Here is a 17,598-nt window from a genome sequence, read left to right on the forward strand (position 1 = left end):
ACCCGTCCCCGCCCACGTCCGGGACCCAGCGCTCCTTCGAAGGCAGCGAGCCCGCCGGACCGTCGAACTCGTCCTGCCAGACGACTTCCCACCCCGTGCCCGGCTGCTCCGTGACGGGCCTGGGTTGCTCGTTTTGCTTGTTATCCAGACCTGCTGCCGGATCACACGAAGCCATTCCCAGGCCCGAGAGGGCCAGGGCGAGGACAAGACGGCGCGAAGTCATGCACTTCTCCCGACGTGCTGCGTGGGAAAGAGGGAGCGGTCGCGCAGCGCCGCCTGGAGCACCAGGGTGGCCGCGCCCACGGCGATGGCCCGCTCTCCCAGCACCGACGTGACGATGCGCGTCTCCGCCATGGAGACAGACAGGGCGCGCTGCCGCACGGACGCGCGCAAGGGGTCGAGCAGCATCTCGCCCACGGAGGAGATCTCCCCTCCCAGCACGACGATGGCGGGGTTCAACAGGTTGAGCAGGCCGCCCACGGCGATGCCCAGGTAGGCGCCCATGCCGTCGATGATCTGCTTCGCGGCGGCGTCACCCGTGCGAGCACCCTCCACCAGGTCGCGCACGGTGGGGCCCTTGCGGCCGCGGGTGCCCATGAGCTCGCGCGCGCGTTCGGTGAGCGCCGTGGAGCCGATGAGGGTGACGAGGCAGCCCCTGAGGCCGCACACGCAGAGCGGGCCGTTGGAGTCGACCGGGATGTGGCCGATTTCACCGGCCATTCCGCCGGCGCCCCGGTACACGTCGCCGTGGATGATGTGACCGGCGCCGATACCGGTGGCCAGCTTGATGTACGTGAGATCCTCGCCGCCGGAGCCCGCGCCCCAGAAGCACTCCGACAGCGCGCCGAGGTTCGCGTCGTTGTCCACGAACACCGGCATGTCGAAGGTGGTCTCGAACCACTCCTTCACGTCCACGTGCTTCCACGCGGGGAGGATGAGGGGGGACATCTTGCCGGGGGCCGCCGGGTGCACGGGGCTGGGCACGGCCACCCCCATGCCGACGACGGAGCGGCGCGGGACGCGCTCGGCCTCCAGGCACTCCTGGACCAGCTCCTTCGCCTTCTGCAGCGACCCTTCCGGATCGCCGCGCACCGCGTGGCTCGCCTTGCTCTGCGTGCGCACGCGGCCGCGAAGGTCCGTGAGGACGACGGTGACGTGGGAGGCGCCCAGTTCGACGCCCACCAGGCTGAACGCTTCGTCGCAGAAGCCGATGAGGGTGGGACGGCGGCCCCCGCGGGAGACCCCGGCGCCAATGCTGCGCACCAGGCCCGCGTGCTCCAGGTCCGCGACGATGGCGGAGACGGTCGACGGGCTGAGCTCCGTGCGCCGGGCGATCTCCGCCCGGGAGATCTGACGCTCGCGCCAGATCATGTTGAGCAGCAGGCCGCTGTTCTGCGCCCGCATGCCCGCCGCATCGACCGTCAACACCGCCGTTCCCGCTTTCATCGTCCGCTCACGTTCCTGGTTGGGCGCACGGGGCGCTCAGATGGGAGTCACTGCCACTGGATGTCGTCGATGTAGAACACGAACGGCTCGTCGTGGCCTCCCGCGGACCAGCCGAAGCCCGCCGCCACGTCGGCGTAGCGGATCTTGCTGATGTCCAGCGTGTACTTGGTGGGCGTCGTGGCCAGCACTGCGGCCGGGCTGAGCTTCTTCTCGAAGCCGTCCTGGGAGTCAGGGCCGTAGCCGACGAAGAAGTCGACGGTCTCTCCGCCCTTGTCGCTCCAGGCGTAGAAGGTCACGGCCTTCGCGCCGTCCGGCACCAGGAAGCCCGGCGTGTTGGTCTTGCCCCAGTTGCCTTCCGGGTACTGCCAGAAGACGCCTGCCCAGTTCTTGCTCTTCTTCGTGTAGGTGAACTTGTGGCAGGTCCCCAGGCCCGAGCCCGGGCGGGGTGTGGCGCACACGGGCTCGTCCACGAGGCCGTTCTCCTCGCCGTCACCCATGTAGCCACTAGCAGCCCAGGTGCCGTCCACCGCCAGGGGCAGCGTCGTCTGGGTGCCCGCGTCGGTGCCCGCGTCCGTCTCCGTGCCGGCGTCCGTGTTCGTCCCGGCGTCCGTCTCCGTGCCCGCGTCGGTGTTGGTGCCCGCGTCGGTGTTCGTCCCTGCGTCCGTGTTGGTGCCCGCGTCAGTCTTGGTACCGGCGTCGTTCTGGGTGCCAGGCGTGGGGTCGTCCTCGGGATCACAGGCCCCCACGAGCCCCGCGAGCGCGAAAACTCCGACAGCCGTCAACGTCCACGCGAAACGCTTGTTGCGAAGCATGAATCCCCTCCGGGTTGTCTTGCTGGGATGACTTCGTTCTTACGGCGAAGAAATCAAAACCTGCTGGAATCCGTCGCTCGCATGCCGCGTCGCGTCACCCATACAGCCACCCGCCAGAGGAGAAACCGCCGTCTCCCGCCGCCGGGGCCCCTGCCACCTGGAGCCGCCCTGCGTCCCCGCCCACCGCGAACATGCGAGTTCGTTCGATTGACGAAGAAATACCAGCCCCCTTTACCCATTTGCAAGCAGCCGAGAACGCGTTGCACGGCGTAAACCGGTTGATGCGGTGCGCCGTGCCCGGCTTCGCGCGGGGTCCGGCCTCAAAGCAGAAAGCCCCTGGAGCTGCCGTACGCAGTTCCAGGGGCTCGCTCATGACCTTCTACAGCTGACTTCCCGTTCAGCGAGGAGTGCAGGGCACGTTGCACGCATCATGCTGGCAACGAACGCACCTCACCGGGCCTGATGCCTTGCACGCGTCGAGAACGCCCTGAAGGACCTCTCCAGTCCACTCTTCCGCCTGCCGGTAATCCGCCTCACCCACGCGGCCACGTGGCAGGGTCGTTACGACGACCAGGATGAAGGAGGGCCCAAGAACCTTGTGATGCTGAATGATCACAGGAACCTGATGGGCCATTGAGGGCCCATCAGGCTCCGCAACCACGAACAGCTGATTGTCCAGTTTGCCGGTGCTCCGCAATCGGAGTCGATGCAGTCCTTCATTGATGCATGACTCCGTCACCGCCGACTTCAGGCGCGCCGACCGTTCCACCGATGGTTCAGCCTTCGTGCCGGGCAGCCAGGAACAAGCCCACAAGGCCGAAGCAGCGGCCACGAGAACGAAGAGAAACGAAGGCTTCATGGTTCACCTGTCACAGTCATGGGCTGTGACCGACTTCAATCCCTGACAGGCCGTCAGTGCGTCACTGGCGGCGGGCCGATCATGCGTCGGACCATGCCCAGCAGTTGCTCGATGTCGAAGGGCTTGGGCAGGAAGCCCGCGCACGGCAGGTGCTGCCAGAAGTCCGGCGGGCTGGCGCTCATCATCACCACCGGGACGTCGCGCAGGGCCGGGTCCTTCTGCATGGACTCCAGCACCCCGGGCCCGTTGAGCACCGGCATCATGTAGTCGAGCAGGATCATCGACGGGCGCTCCTGGCGCATCCGCTCCAGGGCCTCGCGGCCGTTGAGCGCCGTGGCCGTGCGGTAGCCTTCGTCGGACAGGAGGTCCCGGACGGCCTCCACGATGCCGAACTCGTCGTCGACGATGAGGACGGGCCCCATGGTCACGTGCCTCGGCGCTTGCGGACGTTCCGGCGCGGCTTCGGCGAGGTCGCCCTGGCGGAGGACACGGTGCCCGCGCGCGGCTTGCGGCGCGGCTTCGGCACGGGGGTCGGCTCCGGAGTCCGCGTGCGCGCGAGCCCCGTCATCAACATCTGCCCTTCCGCGAAGGGCTGGCCGACCTTGAGTCCCTTGTTCGTGATCTCCAGCTCGCGCAGGGCGGGATCGTAGGCGCTGTTGCGTACCTTGAGCGCCGCGATGAAGCGGCGCAGCCCGGAGTGCAGCTCCACCATGCGCAGGAACAGGATGTTCTCCGCCACCATGGAGATGCCCTTGAGAGGGAACTTCACCTCCGGGCCGAAGGCGGAGGTGGCCTCGGCGGTGTAGATGAGCGTCACCTCGCGCACCCGGCACTCGTTGACGAGCGCCGCCAGGAAGCGCGCCACCCGCGTATTGCGGGTGGAGGCGCGGCGGAGCGCTTCGTAGCCGTCCAGGAAGATGCGGCGCACCCGGCCGCTGCGCACGATGGTCAACAGCTCCGTGCCCAGCTTGTCGAGGATGTTCTCCGTGGGCGGCCGGAAGCTCACCTCCAGGTCCCCGCACTCCATCAGGGGCTGCAGGTGCAGGCCCACGCCCGCCGCCTGCGCGAGCATCCGCTCTGGCGCGTCATAGAAGGCGAAGTAGTGGCTGCGCTCCCCCTGGCGGGCGCCTTCCGCCAGGAAGCTCAACCCCAGCAGCGTCTTGCCGCTGCCCGGAGGCCCCAGGAGGATGGTGGTGGAACCCGCGGGCACGCCGCCCTTGAGCATCGAGTCCAGGCCGGCCACGCCGAAGGCGTCGCGCTCGCGCTTCCCCGCGCCGGGCACCAGGTTGCCGTCCACCATGGATTCCAGGCGGGGATAGACGGTGAGCCCGTCAGCGGTGATCTCGAAGCCGTGCTGCCCCATCTTGTAAGCGCTGCCCCGGAACTTGCGCACGCTCAGCTCGCGCAGGGTGCGCACCCCGAAGGTCCGCTGCTGGAGCACCAGAAGGCCGTCCACCATGGTGTGCTCCGCGCGCAGGCCCTTGTCCCCCCCGGTGGTGAGCACCACCGTGGTGCAGCCGATGAGGCCCGTCACGACCTGGAGGCCGTGGATGAACTTCTTGAGCGCCTGCCGCGACGGCGCCAGCTCCTCCGCCGCCAGCAGTCCGTCCAGCACGAGCAGCGAGGCCTTGTGCGCCTTGATCTCCTTGCGGATCAGCTCCGCGAGCGCTTCCAGCCCGCCCTGCTCCAGGATGGTGAAGGCGCTCAGGTAGCTGATCTTCCCCGGCACGCAGGCCGGGTCGAAGAACGACAGCGTCTGGAGGTTGCTCACCAGCTCCGTGTGCGACTCGGCCAGGAGCGTGAGGTAGAGGACCCGGTGGCCCTGGGCCGCCTGATGGAAGCAGATCTGGTTGGCGAGGATGGTCTTGCCCGCGCCCGGCAGGCCCAGGACCATGTACATGCGGCCCCTGCGCAGGCCGCCGCACAGCACGGTGTCCAGGCCGGGGATGCCCGTGGCCACCCGCTGCTCTTCACGTGGACCGCCCGGCGTCATCACGCGCTTCCTTCCTGGGCGCCAGGCGCCGAGCCGGACCGAGAGAACCGGCCCCGGGTGGACTCCATAGTCCAGCCCCCGCGTGAAGGCTCAACAATCTGGGGTACGTGCGTTCCTGGACAAACACGCGTGCCCCGGCCCGCCGGCCGCTCAGCGAGCGGCGTTGGCTTCCGACGCCGGCACGGAGGCAGAGCCCCCCGTCAACGGCTTGAGCGAAGCGCGCAGGGCTTCAATCTGGGCGCGCGCCTGGTTCTTGAGCGACTCCACGTCGTCCATCGTCATCCCCTTGGTGGAGATGGGCGTACCCACCGTCACCAGCCCTCGCGACGTGGCGAAGCGCCACGAGTGCTTGGGCAGCGCCAGCCGCGTGCCGCTCACCGCCAGGGGCAGCACGTCCGCCTGCATCTCGATGGCGAGCCGGAAGGCGCCGTCCTTGAAGGGCAGCAGCTCATCCGTCTTGGAGCGCGTGCCCTCCGGGAAGATCATCACCGGCATCCCCTTGAGCATCCACTCCTTGCAGCGCGCCATGGCGCCGGTGGCCGAGTCGCGGTCGCCGCGCTCCACGGAGACGTCCCCGGCGAGGCTCATCATCCAGCCCACCACGGGCACCTTGAAGAGGCTCCGCTTGCCCAGCCACTTCATCTCCCACGGCAGGAAGGAGATGAGGAAGCAGTCCGCGTTGGATTCGTGGTTGCTCACCACCACGGTGTTGGGCGCCACGCGGTCCGGCACGTTCCCATGCACGCCGAAGCGCCAGAAGGGCGTGAGCTTCGCGGCGGTGACCCCCACCAGGCGGAAGCAGCGGCCCGCCACGTAGCGGCGCTTGTCGAACAGGAACGTGAGGATGAACAGGGAGAGCTGGACGAAGAAGCCCACCAGGGCGACGAGGCCCACCTCGACCCAGGTCCAGATGGAGAGCAGTGCGTTCATGAGAGGTATCCCTTGGGTATGAGGGGGTTCAGGTGAGGACCGCGGGGTCCAGGTCCACGCTCACCGGGCAGTGGTCCGATCCGTGGACGTCCGGGTGCACGGACGCCTTCTTCACGAAGGCGAGCGCCGCGGGGGTGGCGAGCACGTAGTCAATGCGCCAGCCGATGTTCTTCTCGCGCACGCCGGCGCGCTGGCTCCACCAGGAGTAGTGACCGCCCTCCGCGTTGAACTGGCGGAAGGTGTCCACCCAGCCCGCGCGGATCCACCGGTCGAACTCCTCGCGCTCCTCCGGACGGAAGCCGCTCGTCTCGCGGTTCTCGCGCGGGCGCGCCAGGTCGATGTCGCGGTGGGCGGTGTTGAAGTCTCCCATCACCAGCACGCGCTCTTTGTCGCGCAGGGGCTTCTCCAGGCGCGCGAAGAGGCGGCGGTAGAAGTCCAGCTTGAAGGGGATGCGGGAGAGGTCCCGGTCCTTCCCGTTGCCGTTGGGGAAGTAGCCGTTGACCACGGTGAGCTTGCCGTAGCGGGCGAACTGGAGGCGGCCCTCCGCGTCCATCTCCGGCGCGTCCAGGGTGGTGGTGAGGTCGTCCGGTTCGTGGCGGCTGAAGAGGCCCACGCCGCTGTAGCCGGGGCGCTCCGCGGCCACGAAGTGGGTCTTCCAACGACGGGGGGCGCGCACCTCCGCGGGGAGCTGCTCCACGCGGGCGCGCACCTCCTGCAGCCCCACGATGTCCGCCCGGGCCTTGGACAGCCACGGGAGGAAGCCCTTGCGGTGGATGGAGCGCAGACCGTTGACGTTCCAGGAGACGACTCGCACGCCCCCGCTTATGGCGAAAGCGCGCGGGTATTTCCAGCCCCCACCGTTCCTGGACGGACGGTGGGGGCCGGTCACTGCTCAGTGCGTCAAGGCGTTTCCGTACCGCTCGCCTTGTTCTGCGGGTTGCGCGTGGTGCGGAGGATGAAGTCCGCGCTGTTCACGTTGGTGTCGTAGCTGTTGCCCTTCGCCGCGTCCGAGCCGCCCTCCATCGTGGCCGAGGACGAGCCAGCGTTGGCCTTGCGCTCGATGCTTCCGTTGGTCGCGATCGTCCCGGTGACAGGGCTCTTGCCTTCCGCGGAGTCCGCCGTGGCGCCAAAGCCCACCGTGTCCACCGCGTTCGTGTCACCCGGAGTGGTGCCCATCGCCGCGGGCCCGATGCGGACGTGGCCGACGGCGGCGCCCATGGAGAAGGTGGTGCCCCAGCTGCTGTCGGTGGTGACCGTGCCCACGTAGTCCCGGTTGGTCAGCAGGAAGAAGCCGTGGGCCGCGATGCGCGCGGTGGTCGGCAGCGTGAAGGAGCCGGTGTAGGCGTTACCGGTGGCGCTCTTGTACTGGAGCTTCCAGCCACCGATGTTCACCTCCGCGTTCGTCGGGTTGTAGAGCTCCACGAACTCGTCGCCCGCACCGCCGGGGCCTGCGCCCGCGAGCTCGCTGATGACGACGTGGTTCGTCGTGGGGGCGGCGGTGATCTGCGCCTGGGCGGACACGGACTGGCCGTTGAGCGTGGCCACGATGGTGCCCGTCGAACCGGCGGCGCCGGCGGTGAAGACGAACTTCGCGGAGAGCTCGTTGGCCGGCACCGTGACGGTGGCCGGCACGGAGCCCACGTTGCCCGTCGTGGACAGCGCCACGGACGTGGCCGCCGCGGCCGGGATGTCGAGCGTCACGGTGACGTTGGCCGTCTGACCGGCGGCCAGGGACACCGTCTCCGGCGACAGGAACGCCAGCGAGGCCGCTTCCGTCGCACCGAGCACGCGCACGGTGGCGGTGCGCGAGTCACCCCCCAGCGTGGCCGTCAGCGTCGCCTTGGCGGAGCCCGCCGCGTCGTTCGCCGTCACGATGATCGCCGCGGAGCGCGAGCCCGCGGGCACAGTCACCTGGCCGCTGTTGGCGATGACGACCGAGGGGCTGGACGAGGTGACCTGGACCACGACGTCCGTGGTGGCGTTGGCGCTCAGCGACACCGCGAGCGGCTCCGGAATCGTCTCACCCGTGGTGCCCGAGCGCGCGAAGACCGCGGCCGGCTCCAGCGCGCTGAGCGTCGCCGTGGTGCCCGCGTCGGTGCCCGCGTCCGAACCCGTGCCCGCGTCCGGAGCCGGGCCGCCGTCCGTGGCGCCGCCGTCCGTCTCCGTGCCGGCATCCGTGCCCGCGTCGATGGTGCCCGCGTCCGTCTCCGTGCCGGCGTCCGTCTCGGTGCCCGCATCGGTGGTCGTACCTGCGTCCGTCTCCGTGCCCGCGTCCGTCACCGTGCCGGCGTCCGTCTCGGTGCCCGCGTCGGTGGCCGTGCCGGCGTCCGTCTCGGTGCCCGCGTCGGTGGCCGTGCCGGCGTCCGTCTCGGTGCCCGCGTCCGTCTCCGTGCCGGCGTCCGTCTCCGTGCCGGCGTCCGTCTCCGTGCCAGCGTCAGTGCCCGCGTCCGTGTTCGTGCCCGCGTCGTTCGTGGGCGTGGTCACCTGACAGCTGTTGTTGCAGCGGTCGCCTTCGACGCGGTTGCCGTCGTCGCACGCCTCGCCACTCTCGATGATGCCGTTGCCGCAGACAGGGTTCTTGTCGTCATCACCACCGCACGCCGACAACACCAACAGCACCGCTGACAAAGGGACCAGCAGGTGCCGGGAAGACCAGGACATGGAGACTCCGTGTTGAGTACTGAGCCTCCTCACAAACCACAAAATTACAGGCCGACGCAAACCCCTCCCCGTGACTTCTCGCTCACGGCCATGGAACCCTCCGGGTCACGGATTTCTCAAGACCTGGCAGTGCGGATGGGTCATCCGGACCGGCCCGGCTTCAGCCAGGAGTCCCGGGGGTTTGCGGGGAGGCTCAATCCGCCAATCCATGCGCATCCAGGAAGCCCCGAACGGACTGGGCGATCTCCGTCCCGGCCTCCAGGAGGCCCGCGTGGCCGGCGTCATCCACCTGGAGCCAGTAGGCCTGGGGCAGCGCGCGGTGCAGCCGCTGCACTTCCGACAGGGGCACGAGGACGTCATCGCTCGCGGCGATGATCAGCACGGGCACCCGGATGGAGGGGAGGACGTCCCAGGCGTGGCCCTCCGTGAGGCCTCGCAGCGTGCGCCAATAGGCCTGAGCGCTCATGTGGTAGAGCGCGTCCAGGAACTCGGCGATGTCCTCGCGCGGAGCCCGGGGCCGCAGCGCGCCCACGGCCCGCGCCAGCGGATCCGCCAGCGGGGTGGCGAGGAAGGCCTTCACCGCGGGCGCCACCACCGGCACCCAGGGCGTCCCCGCGGCCAGCACCCCCTTCGCGGCGGACAACGCGAAGCGGGATCCCCAGCGCGGATCCGCCGAGCCCGGCACGCCCGGCGTCCCCGCGATGAGCGTCATGGACGGCACCAGATCCGGCCGGCGGCGGTAGAGCTCCAGCAGGATGCGCACGCCCATGGAGAAGGCGATGTGGTGCGGGGGCTTGCCGTCGCCGCGCGCCATGGCCGCCTCGGTGACGCGCTCCAGGTCGTCCACGTGCACCTGGACGCGGTAGTCGTTGTCGCGCGACTCCTCGCTCATGCCATGGCCGCGGTAGTCCCAGTGCACCACGCGGTGGTCCTGCTCCAGGTCGGCGACGATGTGGCGCCAGAAGTTCTCCGACGTGCCAATGCCGTTGGTCAGCAACACCGTGGAGCGGTCCGCGAGCGCGGCGTCGCGGCCCTCCTCCGGCGTGCCCGAGCTGTGGGTGTGGACCGCCACCCGGGTGCCATCCGGGGCGGAGACGAGGTGCGTGGCGCGACGGTAGGGCATCCCCGCCCACCATGCGGCCGGGCAGGCGCGGGTGCAAGTGCCGACAGCCCCTCCCACGAGTGCGCCCTCCCCTGTCCGCGCAGGCCAAGGCTGGACGCGCCGGGGCCTCCAGGCAATGGTGCGCGCGATGATCAGCGTGGAGGCGGAAGGGTTGGACGTGGCGGCCGTGCTCGCCCACTACGAGGCGCACGGCTTCGCGCGCCTGGGCCGCGTGCTGGACGACGCGGGCGTGGAAGCGCTGCGCGAGCGGGCGGACGACCTGATGCTCGGCCGCGTGGTGTACCCGGGGATGTTCTTCCAGCCGGACGCCACCACCGGCCGCTACGAGGACGCGCCCCTGGGGCTGGGCTGGCAGGGTCCGTCCCTGGACTACCGCAAGCTGGAGAAGCTGGAGAAGGATCCGCGCTTCCTCGCGTGGATGGAGAACCCGCTGTTCGAACGGATCGCCCGCGCGCGCATCCCCGGCGACATCGTCCTGTACCGCGCCATCCTCTTCCACAAGGGCCCCGCGGGCGGCAGCAACCTGCCCTTCCACCAGGACGGCGGAAAGCTGTGGGGCCTCACGCGCGAGCCGGACCTTCAAATCTGGACCGCGCTGGACGACGCGCCAGAAGGCGGCGGCTGTCTGGAGGTGATTCCGGGCAGTCACCGCGCGGGCCTGGTGACGTCACTGGGCGGCGTGATTCCTCCGGACCGCGTGGAGGCGGCGGACGCGGAAGGACACGTGGTGCCCCTGCCCGTGCGGGCCGGAGAGGCGCTGCTCGTACACAACCACGTCTGGCACCGCTCCGGGCGCGGCCGGCCCGGACAGCGGCGGCGCGCGTTCTCCGCCTGCTACATGAGCGCGGACACCACCTGCGTGCGCAAGAAGAAGGCCCCGCGCGTGTTCCCTCCGATGTTCCGTCACCCGGTGCGCGGCGGCTGAAAGGCCCTATCATCCCGGGCGTGTCCGGACACCCTGGAGTCCTCGTCGCCGAGCAGCCCCACTACCTGCCGTGGGTGGACTTCTACGAGCAGGTGGCCCGCGCCGGGACGCTGGTGGTGCTGGACGACGTGCAGTGGCTCCGGCGCGGTTGGCAGCGCCGCACGCGCGTCGCCCTGCCCCACGGCGTGCCCACGCCGCCCCCGTCCGAGCCGGGCTTCCAGTGGCTGTCCATCCCGCTGGAGGATCCGCACCGCGACACGCGCATCCGCGACCTGACGGTGGATCAGAGCCAGCCCTGGGCGCGCAAGCACCTCCAGGCAATGGTGACGCTCTACGGAGGACGGCCGCACTTCCGCGCGCAGGTGCTGCCGCTGCTGGAGCCCTTCTACGACGCCGCCGCGCGCGAGTCCGGCCCGGGGTCGCTGTTGCGCGTGCTCCTGTCCAGCATGGCGCTGTTCCACGCACCGCTGGGCCTGGAGCCGAACCTGGTGCTTTCGTCCACGCTGGAGCGCCGGGGCGAGGACAAGACGCAGCGGCTGGTGGAGTACTGCCTCCAGACGGGCGCGCACACGTACTACTCGGGGACGGGCTCCACGGTGTACCTGAAGCCGGAGCGCTTCCGCGCGGTGGACATGCGCCTCTTGTGGCAGCGCTTCCGCCACCCGGACTACGCGCAGGGGCGCGAGGGGCGCTTCGTGACGGGGCTGTCCATCGTGGACGTGCTGGCCAACGTGCCCGTGGAGACGGTGCGCACGTGGCTCCAGCCGTCGCCGTGGGGGCCGTTCGCGGGGGACGGCCCCCAGCCGCTTCAGCGGGCGGACGCGGCGGTGGGCGAGGAGTCCGCCGGCTTGTCGAAGCGCACGAAGTAGCTGCGCACGGCGGCGTCCAGCAGCGCGGGATCCAGGCGCGGCGTCTGGCCCTGGTAGTTCGCCATGTCGATGACCTGATCCAACAGGTCGCGAGGCTGGCACGCGGCGAAGGGCCGGTGGTGCGGGCGGTAGTGCTCGTCGATGAGGTAGTCCACGGCGCGCGCGTCGTAGGGCACGCCGCGCTTCCTGCACATCACCTGGAAGATCTCGTGGAACTGCTCCTCGTCCGGGCGCTGCACCTCCAGCTTGTAGCGGACGCGGCGCAGGAAGGCGTCATCCACCAGGGCGCTGGGATCCAGGTTCGTGGAGAACGCGGCGAACACGTCGAAGGGCACCTGGAGCTTCTTGCCGGTGTGGAGCGTGAGGATGTCCACGTCGCTCTCCAGCGGGACGATCCACCGGTTGAGCAGGTCCTTGGGGGACACCTTCTGCCGGCCGAAGTCGTCGATGAGGAGCATCCCGTTGGACGCCTTCATCTGGAACGGGGCCTCGTAGTACTTCACCTCCGGCGTGTAGACGAGGTCGAGCATCTCCAGCGTGAGCTCACCGCCCACCACCACGAGCGGGCGGCGGCAGCGCACCCAGCGGCGGTCATACGACGGCATGCCGGGTTCGTCCTCCACCGCGCGGTGGATGTTCGCGTCGAACATCTTCACGACGAAGTCGTCGACGAGCAGCGCGTGCGGAACGAAGATGTCTCCCTCGTAGCAGTTGACCATGCCCTGGCAGATGGCCGTCTTGCCGTTGCCCGGGGGGCCATAGAAGAAGATGGCGCGCCCGGAGTTCATCGCCGGACCGATTCCGTCGAAGATGTAGTCGCGGATGATCAGGTCGCCGAACTTGTCCTGCATGCGATGGCGGGTGATGCGATTGCCGCGCACGGTCTGCTGCTTCACGGCGGCGACCCATTCGTTGAACGGCACGGGCGCCGGACCGTTGTAGCGGTTGCGGTCCAATATCTGCCGCAGCACGTCCGTCACGAAGGTCGTGAGCTGGTAGATCATCGTGGAGCGGCCCACGCCGGAGCCGCCACCGCCACGGATGTCGATGTACTTCTGCCGGCGCAGGCCTTCGATGACCTCGTCCACCAGCGCGCTGGGCAGCTGCAGGCGCGTGGCCACGTCCATGCCGCGCATCTCGCCCGCGAAGAAGATGGCCTTGAGGACCAGCTCCTCCACGAAGGTCGCGTTGAGGCCGGACTCCTGGAGCGTCTTGGGCTGCGCGGGCCAGAAGCGGTTCGTCGCCTGGGCGTCCGAGCCATCGGCGCGCCGGACGCCGCGCCGCTCCGGGCCTGCGTAGCCCTGCTGCGGCGCCGAGGCGGCACCGCGACGGTCAGGGCCCGCCGGGGGCGCGCCACGGCGGTCCGCCTCCGGGGGACCGCGACGCTCCATGCCGGGAGCCGCGCGACGTTCGGGCTCCTGCGCGGGTGGAGGCGGGCCAGGGGGCGCGGTGCGCCGCTCGGTCTGCACGTCGAGCATCTCCTCGCCGAACGGCGGCGGCGCGCCCGGCGGAGCCACGCCCGCGGACTGCGCGGGAGGCACGCGGGGGCGCGGCATCGGATCGAAGATGACGGACGGCAGCGGGGCGGACACCGCGGGCCGGGAGCGGGTGGGCTCCGGACGCGGCTCCGCGCCCAGGGCCGCACCGGCGGGTGCGGGCGCGCGCGGACGGGGCGGCGCGGACAGGACGGGGTTCGCCTGCGCGGCGGGCGTCTCCAGCGGGGTGATGTTGCGATTCTCGTCCTGCTCGGCGCCGAGCGAAGACGGACCTGGGCCAGGTGGGGGCCTGCGGGTGAAGTCAGCCATCACAGCTCCGGCGGGGGGGGAGGTCACTGTACCCCACCGTCGTGTCAGCGGTGTTAACTTCGGCCCATGAGCTTCTTCCAGGCGCCCCCCGGTCTTGGCAACCAGTACGACGACGACGCGTTCCTGCAGGGCTACCTCGCCCGTACCCTTCCGGAGGACATGTTTCGTTCGCTCCAGGATGACTTCCGAGAGCTGGGAGAGCTGGGAGGCAAGTACTTCTACGAGTTCCAGCAGCGCGACCGGCTGAACGAGCCCGTGCTCACGCAATGGAGCCCGTGGGGTCAGCGCATTGATCACATCGAGGTGTCACCGCTGTGGAAGGAGGCGGAGGCGCTGACCGCGAAGAAGGGCCTGGTCGCGGTGGCCTACGAGCAGAAGAGCGGCGCGCTCAGCCGCGTGCACCAGTTCGCGTTGAACTATCTGGTGCAGCCGTCGCTGGACGTCTACTCGTGCCCGCTGGCGATGACGGACGGCGCGGCGCGGTCACTCCTGTCGCTGGGCAACCAGGCGCTCATCGACCACGCCCTGCCCCACCTGACGTCGCGCGATCCGGCGACCTTCTGGACGTCCGGCCAGTGGATGACGGAGCGCACGGGTGGCTCGGACGTGGGGCTCACTCTGACGGAGGCGCGGCAGTCTCCCGAGGGTTGGCGGCTGCACGGCACGAAGTGGTTCACGTCCGCGACGACGGCGCAGATGGCGCTGACGCTGGCGAGGCCCACGGGCAACGGCCCCGGCGGCAAGGGGCTGGCGCTCTTCTTCGTGGAGACGCGGGACGCGCAGGGCCGGCTCAACGGCATCCAGATCAACCGGCTGAAGGACAAGATGGGCACGCGCAAGGTGCCCACTGCGGAGCTGACGCTGGACGGGACGCTGGCGGTGCCGGTGGCGGGGCTGACGGACGGCATCCGCAACATGGCGATGATGCTGAACGTGACGCGCACCTGGAACGCGATGGGCGCCACGTGGAGCATGCGCCGGGCGATGGCGCTGGCGCACGATTATGCGAAGCGCCGGGTGCAGTTCGGCGCGCCGCTGTCCGAGAAGCCGCTGCACATGGACACGCTGGCGGGGCTGGAGGCGGAGTTCCAGGCGGGCTTCCTGCTGGCGTTCCGCGGGGTGGAGCTGCTGGGCAAGCTGGAGACGCGCACGGCGACGGAGCAGGAGTTGCTGTTGCAGCGGCTGGTGACGCCGCTGGCGAAGCTGACGACGGGCCGGCAGGTGGTGCACATCACGTCGGAGGTGACGGAGTCCTTCGGCGGCGCGGGCTACGTGGAGGACACGGGCCTGCCGCGCATCCAGGCGGACGCGCAGGTGCTGTCCATCTGGGAGGGCACGACGAACGTGCTGTCGTTGGATTCGCTGCGCGCGCTGGCGAAGGAAGGCACGCTGGAGGCGTTCTTCCACGAGGTGGAGAGCCGGCTGTCGAAGGTGACGGACGCGGGCCTGCGGCCGTGCGTGAAGACGGCGCACGACGCGCTGGAGCACGCGCGGGCCTGGGTGTCCGGCGCGATGGCGAACCCCACCACGATGGAGGCCGGGGCGCGGCGCTTCTCCCTGACGCTGGGGCGCACGCTGGAGCTGGCGCTGCTCAGCGAGCACGCGCAGTGGTGCCTGGAGCACGGGCACGGCCCGCGCAGCCGGGCGGCGGCGCGGCGGTTCCGGCAGAACGGCGTGGACCTCATCCAGGATGAAATCGACCTGGATGATTCGCGGCTGCTGAGCTGAGGCATCGCGACAGGTGCATGCGGCGGGCGCCGCCATTAAGAAGCGGGCGCCATGTCCGTCCTGAGCCCCGAGCAGTGCCAGCGCTTCGCCACCGATGGGTATCTCGTCCTGCCGTCCTTCGTGGAGGGCGGGACGTGTACACGGATGCGGGCCGTGATCCAGGAGCAGCTCGCCTCCGGTGACGGCCCGGTGGAGTACGAGGCCGAAGTCGCCTATCCGGGCTCACCGGCGAGCGTCGACGCCGAGGGCGGGCGGACGGTGAGGCGGTTGCTGAAGGCGCATGGGCGCGCTCCCCTGTTCGCGGCGTGGTTCGACGACGCGCGGATGATGGAGGCGCTGGGGCAGTTGCTGGACGGGCCGGTGGTGCAGGCGCGGGCGCACCACAACTGCGTGATGACGAAGCAGCCGCGCTTCTCCTCGGACACGGGCTGGCACCAAGACGTGCGCTACTGGGCCTTCACGCGGCCGGAGCTGATCTCCACGTGGTTGGCATTGGGCCCGGAGACGCCGGAGAACGGCGGCCTGAAGGTGCTGCCCGGCACGCACCGGATGCAGTTCGCGCCGGAGCGCTACGACGCGCGGCTGTTCCTGCGGTCGGACCTGCCGGAGAACGCGGCGCTCATCGAAGGCGCGCAGTACGTGCGACTGTTCCCCGGGGACGTGCTGCTCTTCCACGCGCGGCTGTTCCACGCGGCGAGCCGGAATCACACGGCGGACACGAAGTACTCCGTGGTGGCCACATACCGGCGGACGGACAACCTGCCGGTCCCGGGCTCACGATCCGCGAGGGATTGAGGCGGATTCACGGCGCGTACTGATACCGCTCGATGATCCGGCCCTCGGGCGAGACGGCATAGAGCTCGAACCAGTCGAGCTCGAAGCTGCCACCAGGTCCGATTCCCTCACAGTGGTCGACGCGCCGGTTCACCCGGACGATGTAGACGCCCTTCCCCTCGCCGACGACGACCTCCAGGGCTCGCGCCGTGAAGATGCATTCATTCCGGCGCGCCTTGGGGAAACGGCTCACGACATCCTGGAGGGCCGCATGGGACGCCAGGATGGCAGGTCCATCCAGCGTCGCCATGGGCTCCAGGCCCTCTGGCCATTCAAAGACAGCAGAAGAAATGGCTTCGCTTGAGTCAGCCTGAGTCTCCGGCTGAAGCCCAGTCGTGGCGCAAGACACCATGCAAGCAATCGCTGCCCATGCCCAAACACGGCGGATGCCGTACTTGAGTGGGCAGCAAAGGCGCGGCATCTGGCCCGGCAGGAGCTACTTCGCGGCCTGCGTGAGGGCGTCTTCCACGTAGCGGACGCCCTTCGCGGTGATGGCCTTGCCCTTCTTGGTGTCCTGGGCGTAGCCGGCGTGCAGGCGCAGCGCCTTGGCCGCGTTCGGCGCGGCGTAGGTCACGCCCAGCCCGCTCCAGAAACGCGACGTCGTTCCGGACGTCACCTCCACGTCCAGCGACTTCGCCAGGTACAGCGGGATCAGCGAGCGCAGGAGCTGATCCTTCTCCTTGCCCGCGGAGACCAGGTCCTTCTGGCGCGCATGGCCTCGCAGCGCGGTCTCCAGCACCGACACCGCGTCCTCGCTCGTGGCTCCGGACGAAGCCGCCTTCTTCGCGGCTGGGGCCTTCTTCGCCGCGCTCTTCTTCTTCGCGGGCGCCGCCTTCTTCGCGGCCGGGGCCTTCTTCGCCGCGCTCTTCTTGCTCGCGGCCTTCTTCGCCTTGGGCGCCGTCTTGCGACGGGCGGCTTGCGCCAGCTCCATGCGGCCCTCGAAGGGGACCCCCACCACCGTCGCGTCCACCTGGCGATCCGGAATCGCGTTGCGCAGGGACTCGATCACCTCATGCACGGACGCGCGCGGGGCCTCGGAGTGCACCGGGCGAGAGACGCGGGTCCGGGCAGGCTCGCTCACGGGCGGCTTGCCCTGCGCGTAGTACCGAACCCAATCGCTCGCCTCCTCCACCACTTCAGACAGGCCCACGCGATCGAGCAGCGACCCCAACCACCGAAGACTGTTGCGCACTGAGTACCCTCCCGTTCTGATCCACGCTACTACACTCCAGACAGAAGCAACCTATATCGCTAGCAATACGGGTTGTTCCATGCCCCCGTGGGTATTCCTGCCCATCCGTCCACGGATCACGGGAACAGACGTGCAGATGTAGCGCGGTGTTCCTACGTCTCACTGCCTCACGGACACCACGCTGCGCGTCTTCACGTTCGTCACCTTCCCCGAGCGCTCCAACATCCCCTCCCCCACGAGGAACAGCGCGCCGTGGATCTCCTGCCTGCACCGCGCATACACCTCCGAGGGCACCACCAGGTTGGCGATCCCCGTCTCGTCCTCCAGCGAGATGAAGCAGATCCCCTTCGCCGTGGGCGGCATCTGCCGGCAGATCATCATCCCCCCCACCTTCACCGGCCGCCCCGCCGACACCCGCTTC

General features: G+C 69.6%; 17 protein-coding genes and 1 pseudogene. 5 read left to right on the plus strand and 13 right to left on the minus strand.

Going from position 1 to position 17,598, the window contains the following annotated elements; translation table 11 throughout:
* From D7V77_RS45020 to D7V77_RS30185, 3 genes and pseudogenes are all read right to left on the minus strand, one after another.
* Window positions 1–223, minus strand: a pseudogene (locus D7V77_RS45020) (glycoside hydrolase family 16 protein); the annotation flags it as partial.
* Complete coding sequence (locus D7V77_RS30180; RefSeq protein WP_120579751.1) at window positions 220–1,446, minus strand: ROK family transcriptional regulator; 1,227 nt, start codon at window positions 1,444–1,446, stop codon at window positions 220–222. The gene D7V77_RS30180 and the pseudogene D7V77_RS45020, both read right to left, overlap by 4 nt.
* A gap of 47 nt (window positions 1,447–1,493) precedes the next feature.
* Window positions 1,494–2,258, minus strand: a complete 765-nt coding sequence (locus tag D7V77_RS30185) for a hypothetical protein (RefSeq protein WP_120579752.1) — start codon at window positions 2,256–2,258, stop codon at window positions 1,494–1,496.
* Window positions 2,259–2,980: 722 nt separating this feature from the next.
* On the opposite strand from D7V77_RS30185, the gene D7V77_RS43355 reads away from it, so the two are divergent.
* Window positions 2,981–3,163, plus strand: a complete 183-nt coding sequence (locus tag D7V77_RS43355) for a hypothetical protein (RefSeq protein WP_126935800.1) — start codon at window positions 2,981–2,983, stop codon at window positions 3,161–3,163.
* A gap of 7 nt (window positions 3,164–3,170) precedes the next feature.
* Here D7V77_RS43355 and D7V77_RS30190 read toward each other — a convergent pair whose 3' ends face one another.
* From D7V77_RS30190 to D7V77_RS30215, 6 genes are all read right to left on the minus strand, one after another.
* Complete coding sequence (locus tag D7V77_RS30190; protein ID WP_120579753.1) at window positions 3,171–3,539, minus strand: response regulator; 369 nt, start codon at window positions 3,537–3,539, stop codon at window positions 3,171–3,173.
* Window positions 3,540–3,541: 2 nt separating this feature from the next.
* Window positions 3,542–5,110, minus strand: a complete 1,569-nt coding sequence (locus tag D7V77_RS30195; RefSeq protein WP_120579754.1) for an ATPase domain-containing protein — start codon at window positions 5,108–5,110, stop codon at window positions 3,542–3,544.
* A 150-nt stretch (window positions 5,111–5,260) separates the two neighbouring features.
* A complete protein-coding gene (locus D7V77_RS30200; protein ID WP_120579755.1) occupies window positions 5,261–6,040 on the minus strand; it encodes a 1-acyl-sn-glycerol-3-phosphate acyltransferase in 780 nt (259 codons plus the stop codon).
* 28 nt (window positions 6,041–6,068) lie between these two features.
* The gene (locus D7V77_RS30205) at window positions 6,069–6,854 is read right to left on the minus strand and encodes an exodeoxyribonuclease III (RefSeq protein WP_120579756.1); all 786 of its coding nucleotides are present in this window, start codon (window positions 6,852–6,854) and stop codon (window positions 6,069–6,071) included.
* An 86-nt stretch (window positions 6,855–6,940) separates the two neighbouring features.
* Window positions 6,941–8,701 carry a lamin tail domain-containing protein gene (locus D7V77_RS30210; RefSeq protein ID WP_120579757.1) on the minus strand — a complete coding sequence of 587 codons (1,761 nt, stop codon included), beginning with the start codon at window positions 8,699–8,701 and terminating at the stop codon, window positions 6,941–6,943.
* A 193-nt stretch (window positions 8,702–8,894) separates the two neighbouring features.
* A complete protein-coding gene (locus D7V77_RS30215) occupies window positions 8,895–9,824 on the minus strand; it encodes an alpha/beta fold hydrolase (RefSeq protein ID WP_120579758.1) in 930 nt (309 codons plus the stop codon).
* A gap of 115 nt (window positions 9,825–9,939) precedes the next feature.
* Between D7V77_RS30215 and D7V77_RS30220 the strand changes: the two genes are divergently transcribed.
* Both D7V77_RS30220 and D7V77_RS30225 read left to right on the plus strand, forming a co-directional pair.
* Window positions 9,940–10,749 carry a phytanoyl-CoA dioxygenase family protein gene (locus D7V77_RS30220; protein WP_233597341.1) on the plus strand — a complete coding sequence of 270 codons (810 nt, stop codon included), beginning with the start codon at window positions 9,940–9,942 and terminating at the stop codon, window positions 10,747–10,749.
* A gap of 20 nt (window positions 10,750–10,769) precedes the next feature.
* On the plus strand, window positions 10,770–11,618 hold the full coding sequence (locus tag D7V77_RS30225) for a WbqC family protein (RefSeq protein WP_120579759.1): 849 nt from the start codon (window positions 10,770–10,772) through the stop codon (window positions 11,616–11,618).
* Here D7V77_RS30225 and D7V77_RS30230 read toward each other — a convergent pair.
* Window positions 11,558–13,423: an ATPase gene (locus D7V77_RS30230; protein WP_120579760.1), complete on the minus strand. Its 1,866-nt coding sequence runs from the start codon at window positions 13,421–13,423 to the stop codon at window positions 11,558–11,560. The genes D7V77_RS30225 and D7V77_RS30230 overlap by 61 nt on opposite strands.
* Before the next feature lie 66 nt (window positions 13,424–13,489).
* Between D7V77_RS30230 and D7V77_RS30235 the strand changes: the two genes are divergently transcribed.
* Both D7V77_RS30235 and D7V77_RS30240 read left to right on the plus strand, forming a co-directional pair.
* Window positions 13,490–15,151, plus strand: coding sequence for an acyl-CoA dehydrogenase family protein (locus tag D7V77_RS30235; RefSeq protein ID WP_120579761.1), 1,662 nt, complete (start codon window positions 13,490–13,492; stop codon window positions 15,149–15,151).
* 51 nt (window positions 15,152–15,202) lie between these two features.
* Window positions 15,203–15,946 (plus strand): phytanoyl-CoA dioxygenase family protein, encoded by a 744-nt coding sequence (locus D7V77_RS30240; RefSeq protein WP_120579762.1) that lies wholly within the window; start codon window positions 15,203–15,205, stop codon window positions 15,944–15,946.
* A gap of 7 nt (window positions 15,947–15,953) precedes the next feature.
* Here the strand turns inward: D7V77_RS30240 and D7V77_RS30245 are convergent, their stop codons facing one another.
* From D7V77_RS30245 to D7V77_RS30255, 3 genes are all read right to left on the minus strand, one after another.
* A complete protein-coding gene (locus tag D7V77_RS30245; protein ID WP_120579763.1) occupies window positions 15,954–16,235 on the minus strand; it encodes a hypothetical protein in 282 nt (93 codons plus the stop codon).
* Between the two features lie 186 nt (window positions 16,236–16,421).
* Window positions 16,422–17,177: a hypothetical protein gene (locus D7V77_RS30250; RefSeq protein ID WP_233597342.1), complete on the minus strand. Its 756-nt coding sequence runs from the start codon at window positions 17,175–17,177 to the stop codon at window positions 16,422–16,424.
* Between the two features lie 159 nt (window positions 17,178–17,336).
* Window positions 17,337–17,598: hypothetical protein (locus D7V77_RS30255; RefSeq protein ID WP_147452208.1), on the minus strand; the 262-nt coding region annotated here is incomplete at its 5' end.

The sequence above is a fragment of the Corallococcus sp. CA041A genome (assembly GCF_003612075.1).
Lineage (GTDB): Bacteria > Myxococcota > Myxococcia > Myxococcales > Myxococcaceae > Corallococcus > Corallococcus exiguus.

Coding starts and splice junctions, on each gene's coding strand:
- D7V77_RS30180 (WP_120579751.1), bottom strand. CDS start 1,446: ATGAAAGCGGGAACGGCGGTGTTGACGGTCGATGCGGCGGGCATGCGG.
- D7V77_RS30185 (WP_120579752.1), bottom strand. CDS start 2,258: ATGCTTCGCAACAAGCGTTTCGCGTGGACGTTGACGGCTGTCGGAGTT.
- D7V77_RS43355 (WP_126935800.1), top strand. CDS start 2,981: ATGCATGACTCCGTCACCGCCGACTTCAGGCGCGCCGACCGTTCCACC.
- D7V77_RS30190 (WP_120579753.1), bottom strand. CDS start 3,539: ATGGGGCCCGTCCTCATCGTCGACGACGAGTTCGGCATCGTGGAGGCC.
- D7V77_RS30195 (WP_120579754.1), bottom strand. CDS start 5,110: ATGACGCCGGGCGGTCCACGTGAAGAGCAGCGGGTGGCCACGGGCATC.
- D7V77_RS30200 (WP_120579755.1), bottom strand. CDS start 6,040: ATGAACGCACTGCTCTCCATCTGGACCTGGGTCGAGGTGGGCCTCGTC.
- D7V77_RS30210 (WP_120579757.1), bottom strand. CDS start 8,701: ATGTCCTGGTCTTCCCGGCACCTGCTGGTCCCTTTGTCAGCGGTGCTG.
- D7V77_RS30215 (WP_120579758.1), bottom strand. CDS start 9,824: ATGCCCTACCGTCGCGCCACGCACCTCGTCTCCGCCCCGGATGGCACC.
- D7V77_RS30220 (WP_233597341.1), top strand. CDS start 9,940: ATGGTGCGCGCGATGATCAGCGTGGAGGCGGAAGGGTTGGACGTGGCG.
- D7V77_RS30230 (WP_120579760.1), bottom strand. CDS start 13,423: ATGGCTGACTTCACCCGCAGGCCCCCACCTGGCCCAGGTCCGTCTTCG.
- D7V77_RS30235 (WP_120579761.1), top strand. CDS start 13,490: ATGAGCTTCTTCCAGGCGCCCCCCGGTCTTGGCAACCAGTACGACGAC.
- D7V77_RS30240 (WP_120579762.1), top strand. CDS start 15,203: ATGTCCGTCCTGAGCCCCGAGCAGTGCCAGCGCTTCGCCACCGATGGG.
- D7V77_RS30245 (WP_120579763.1), bottom strand. CDS start 16,235: ATGGCGACGCTGGATGGACCTGCCATCCTGGCGTCCCATGCGGCCCTC.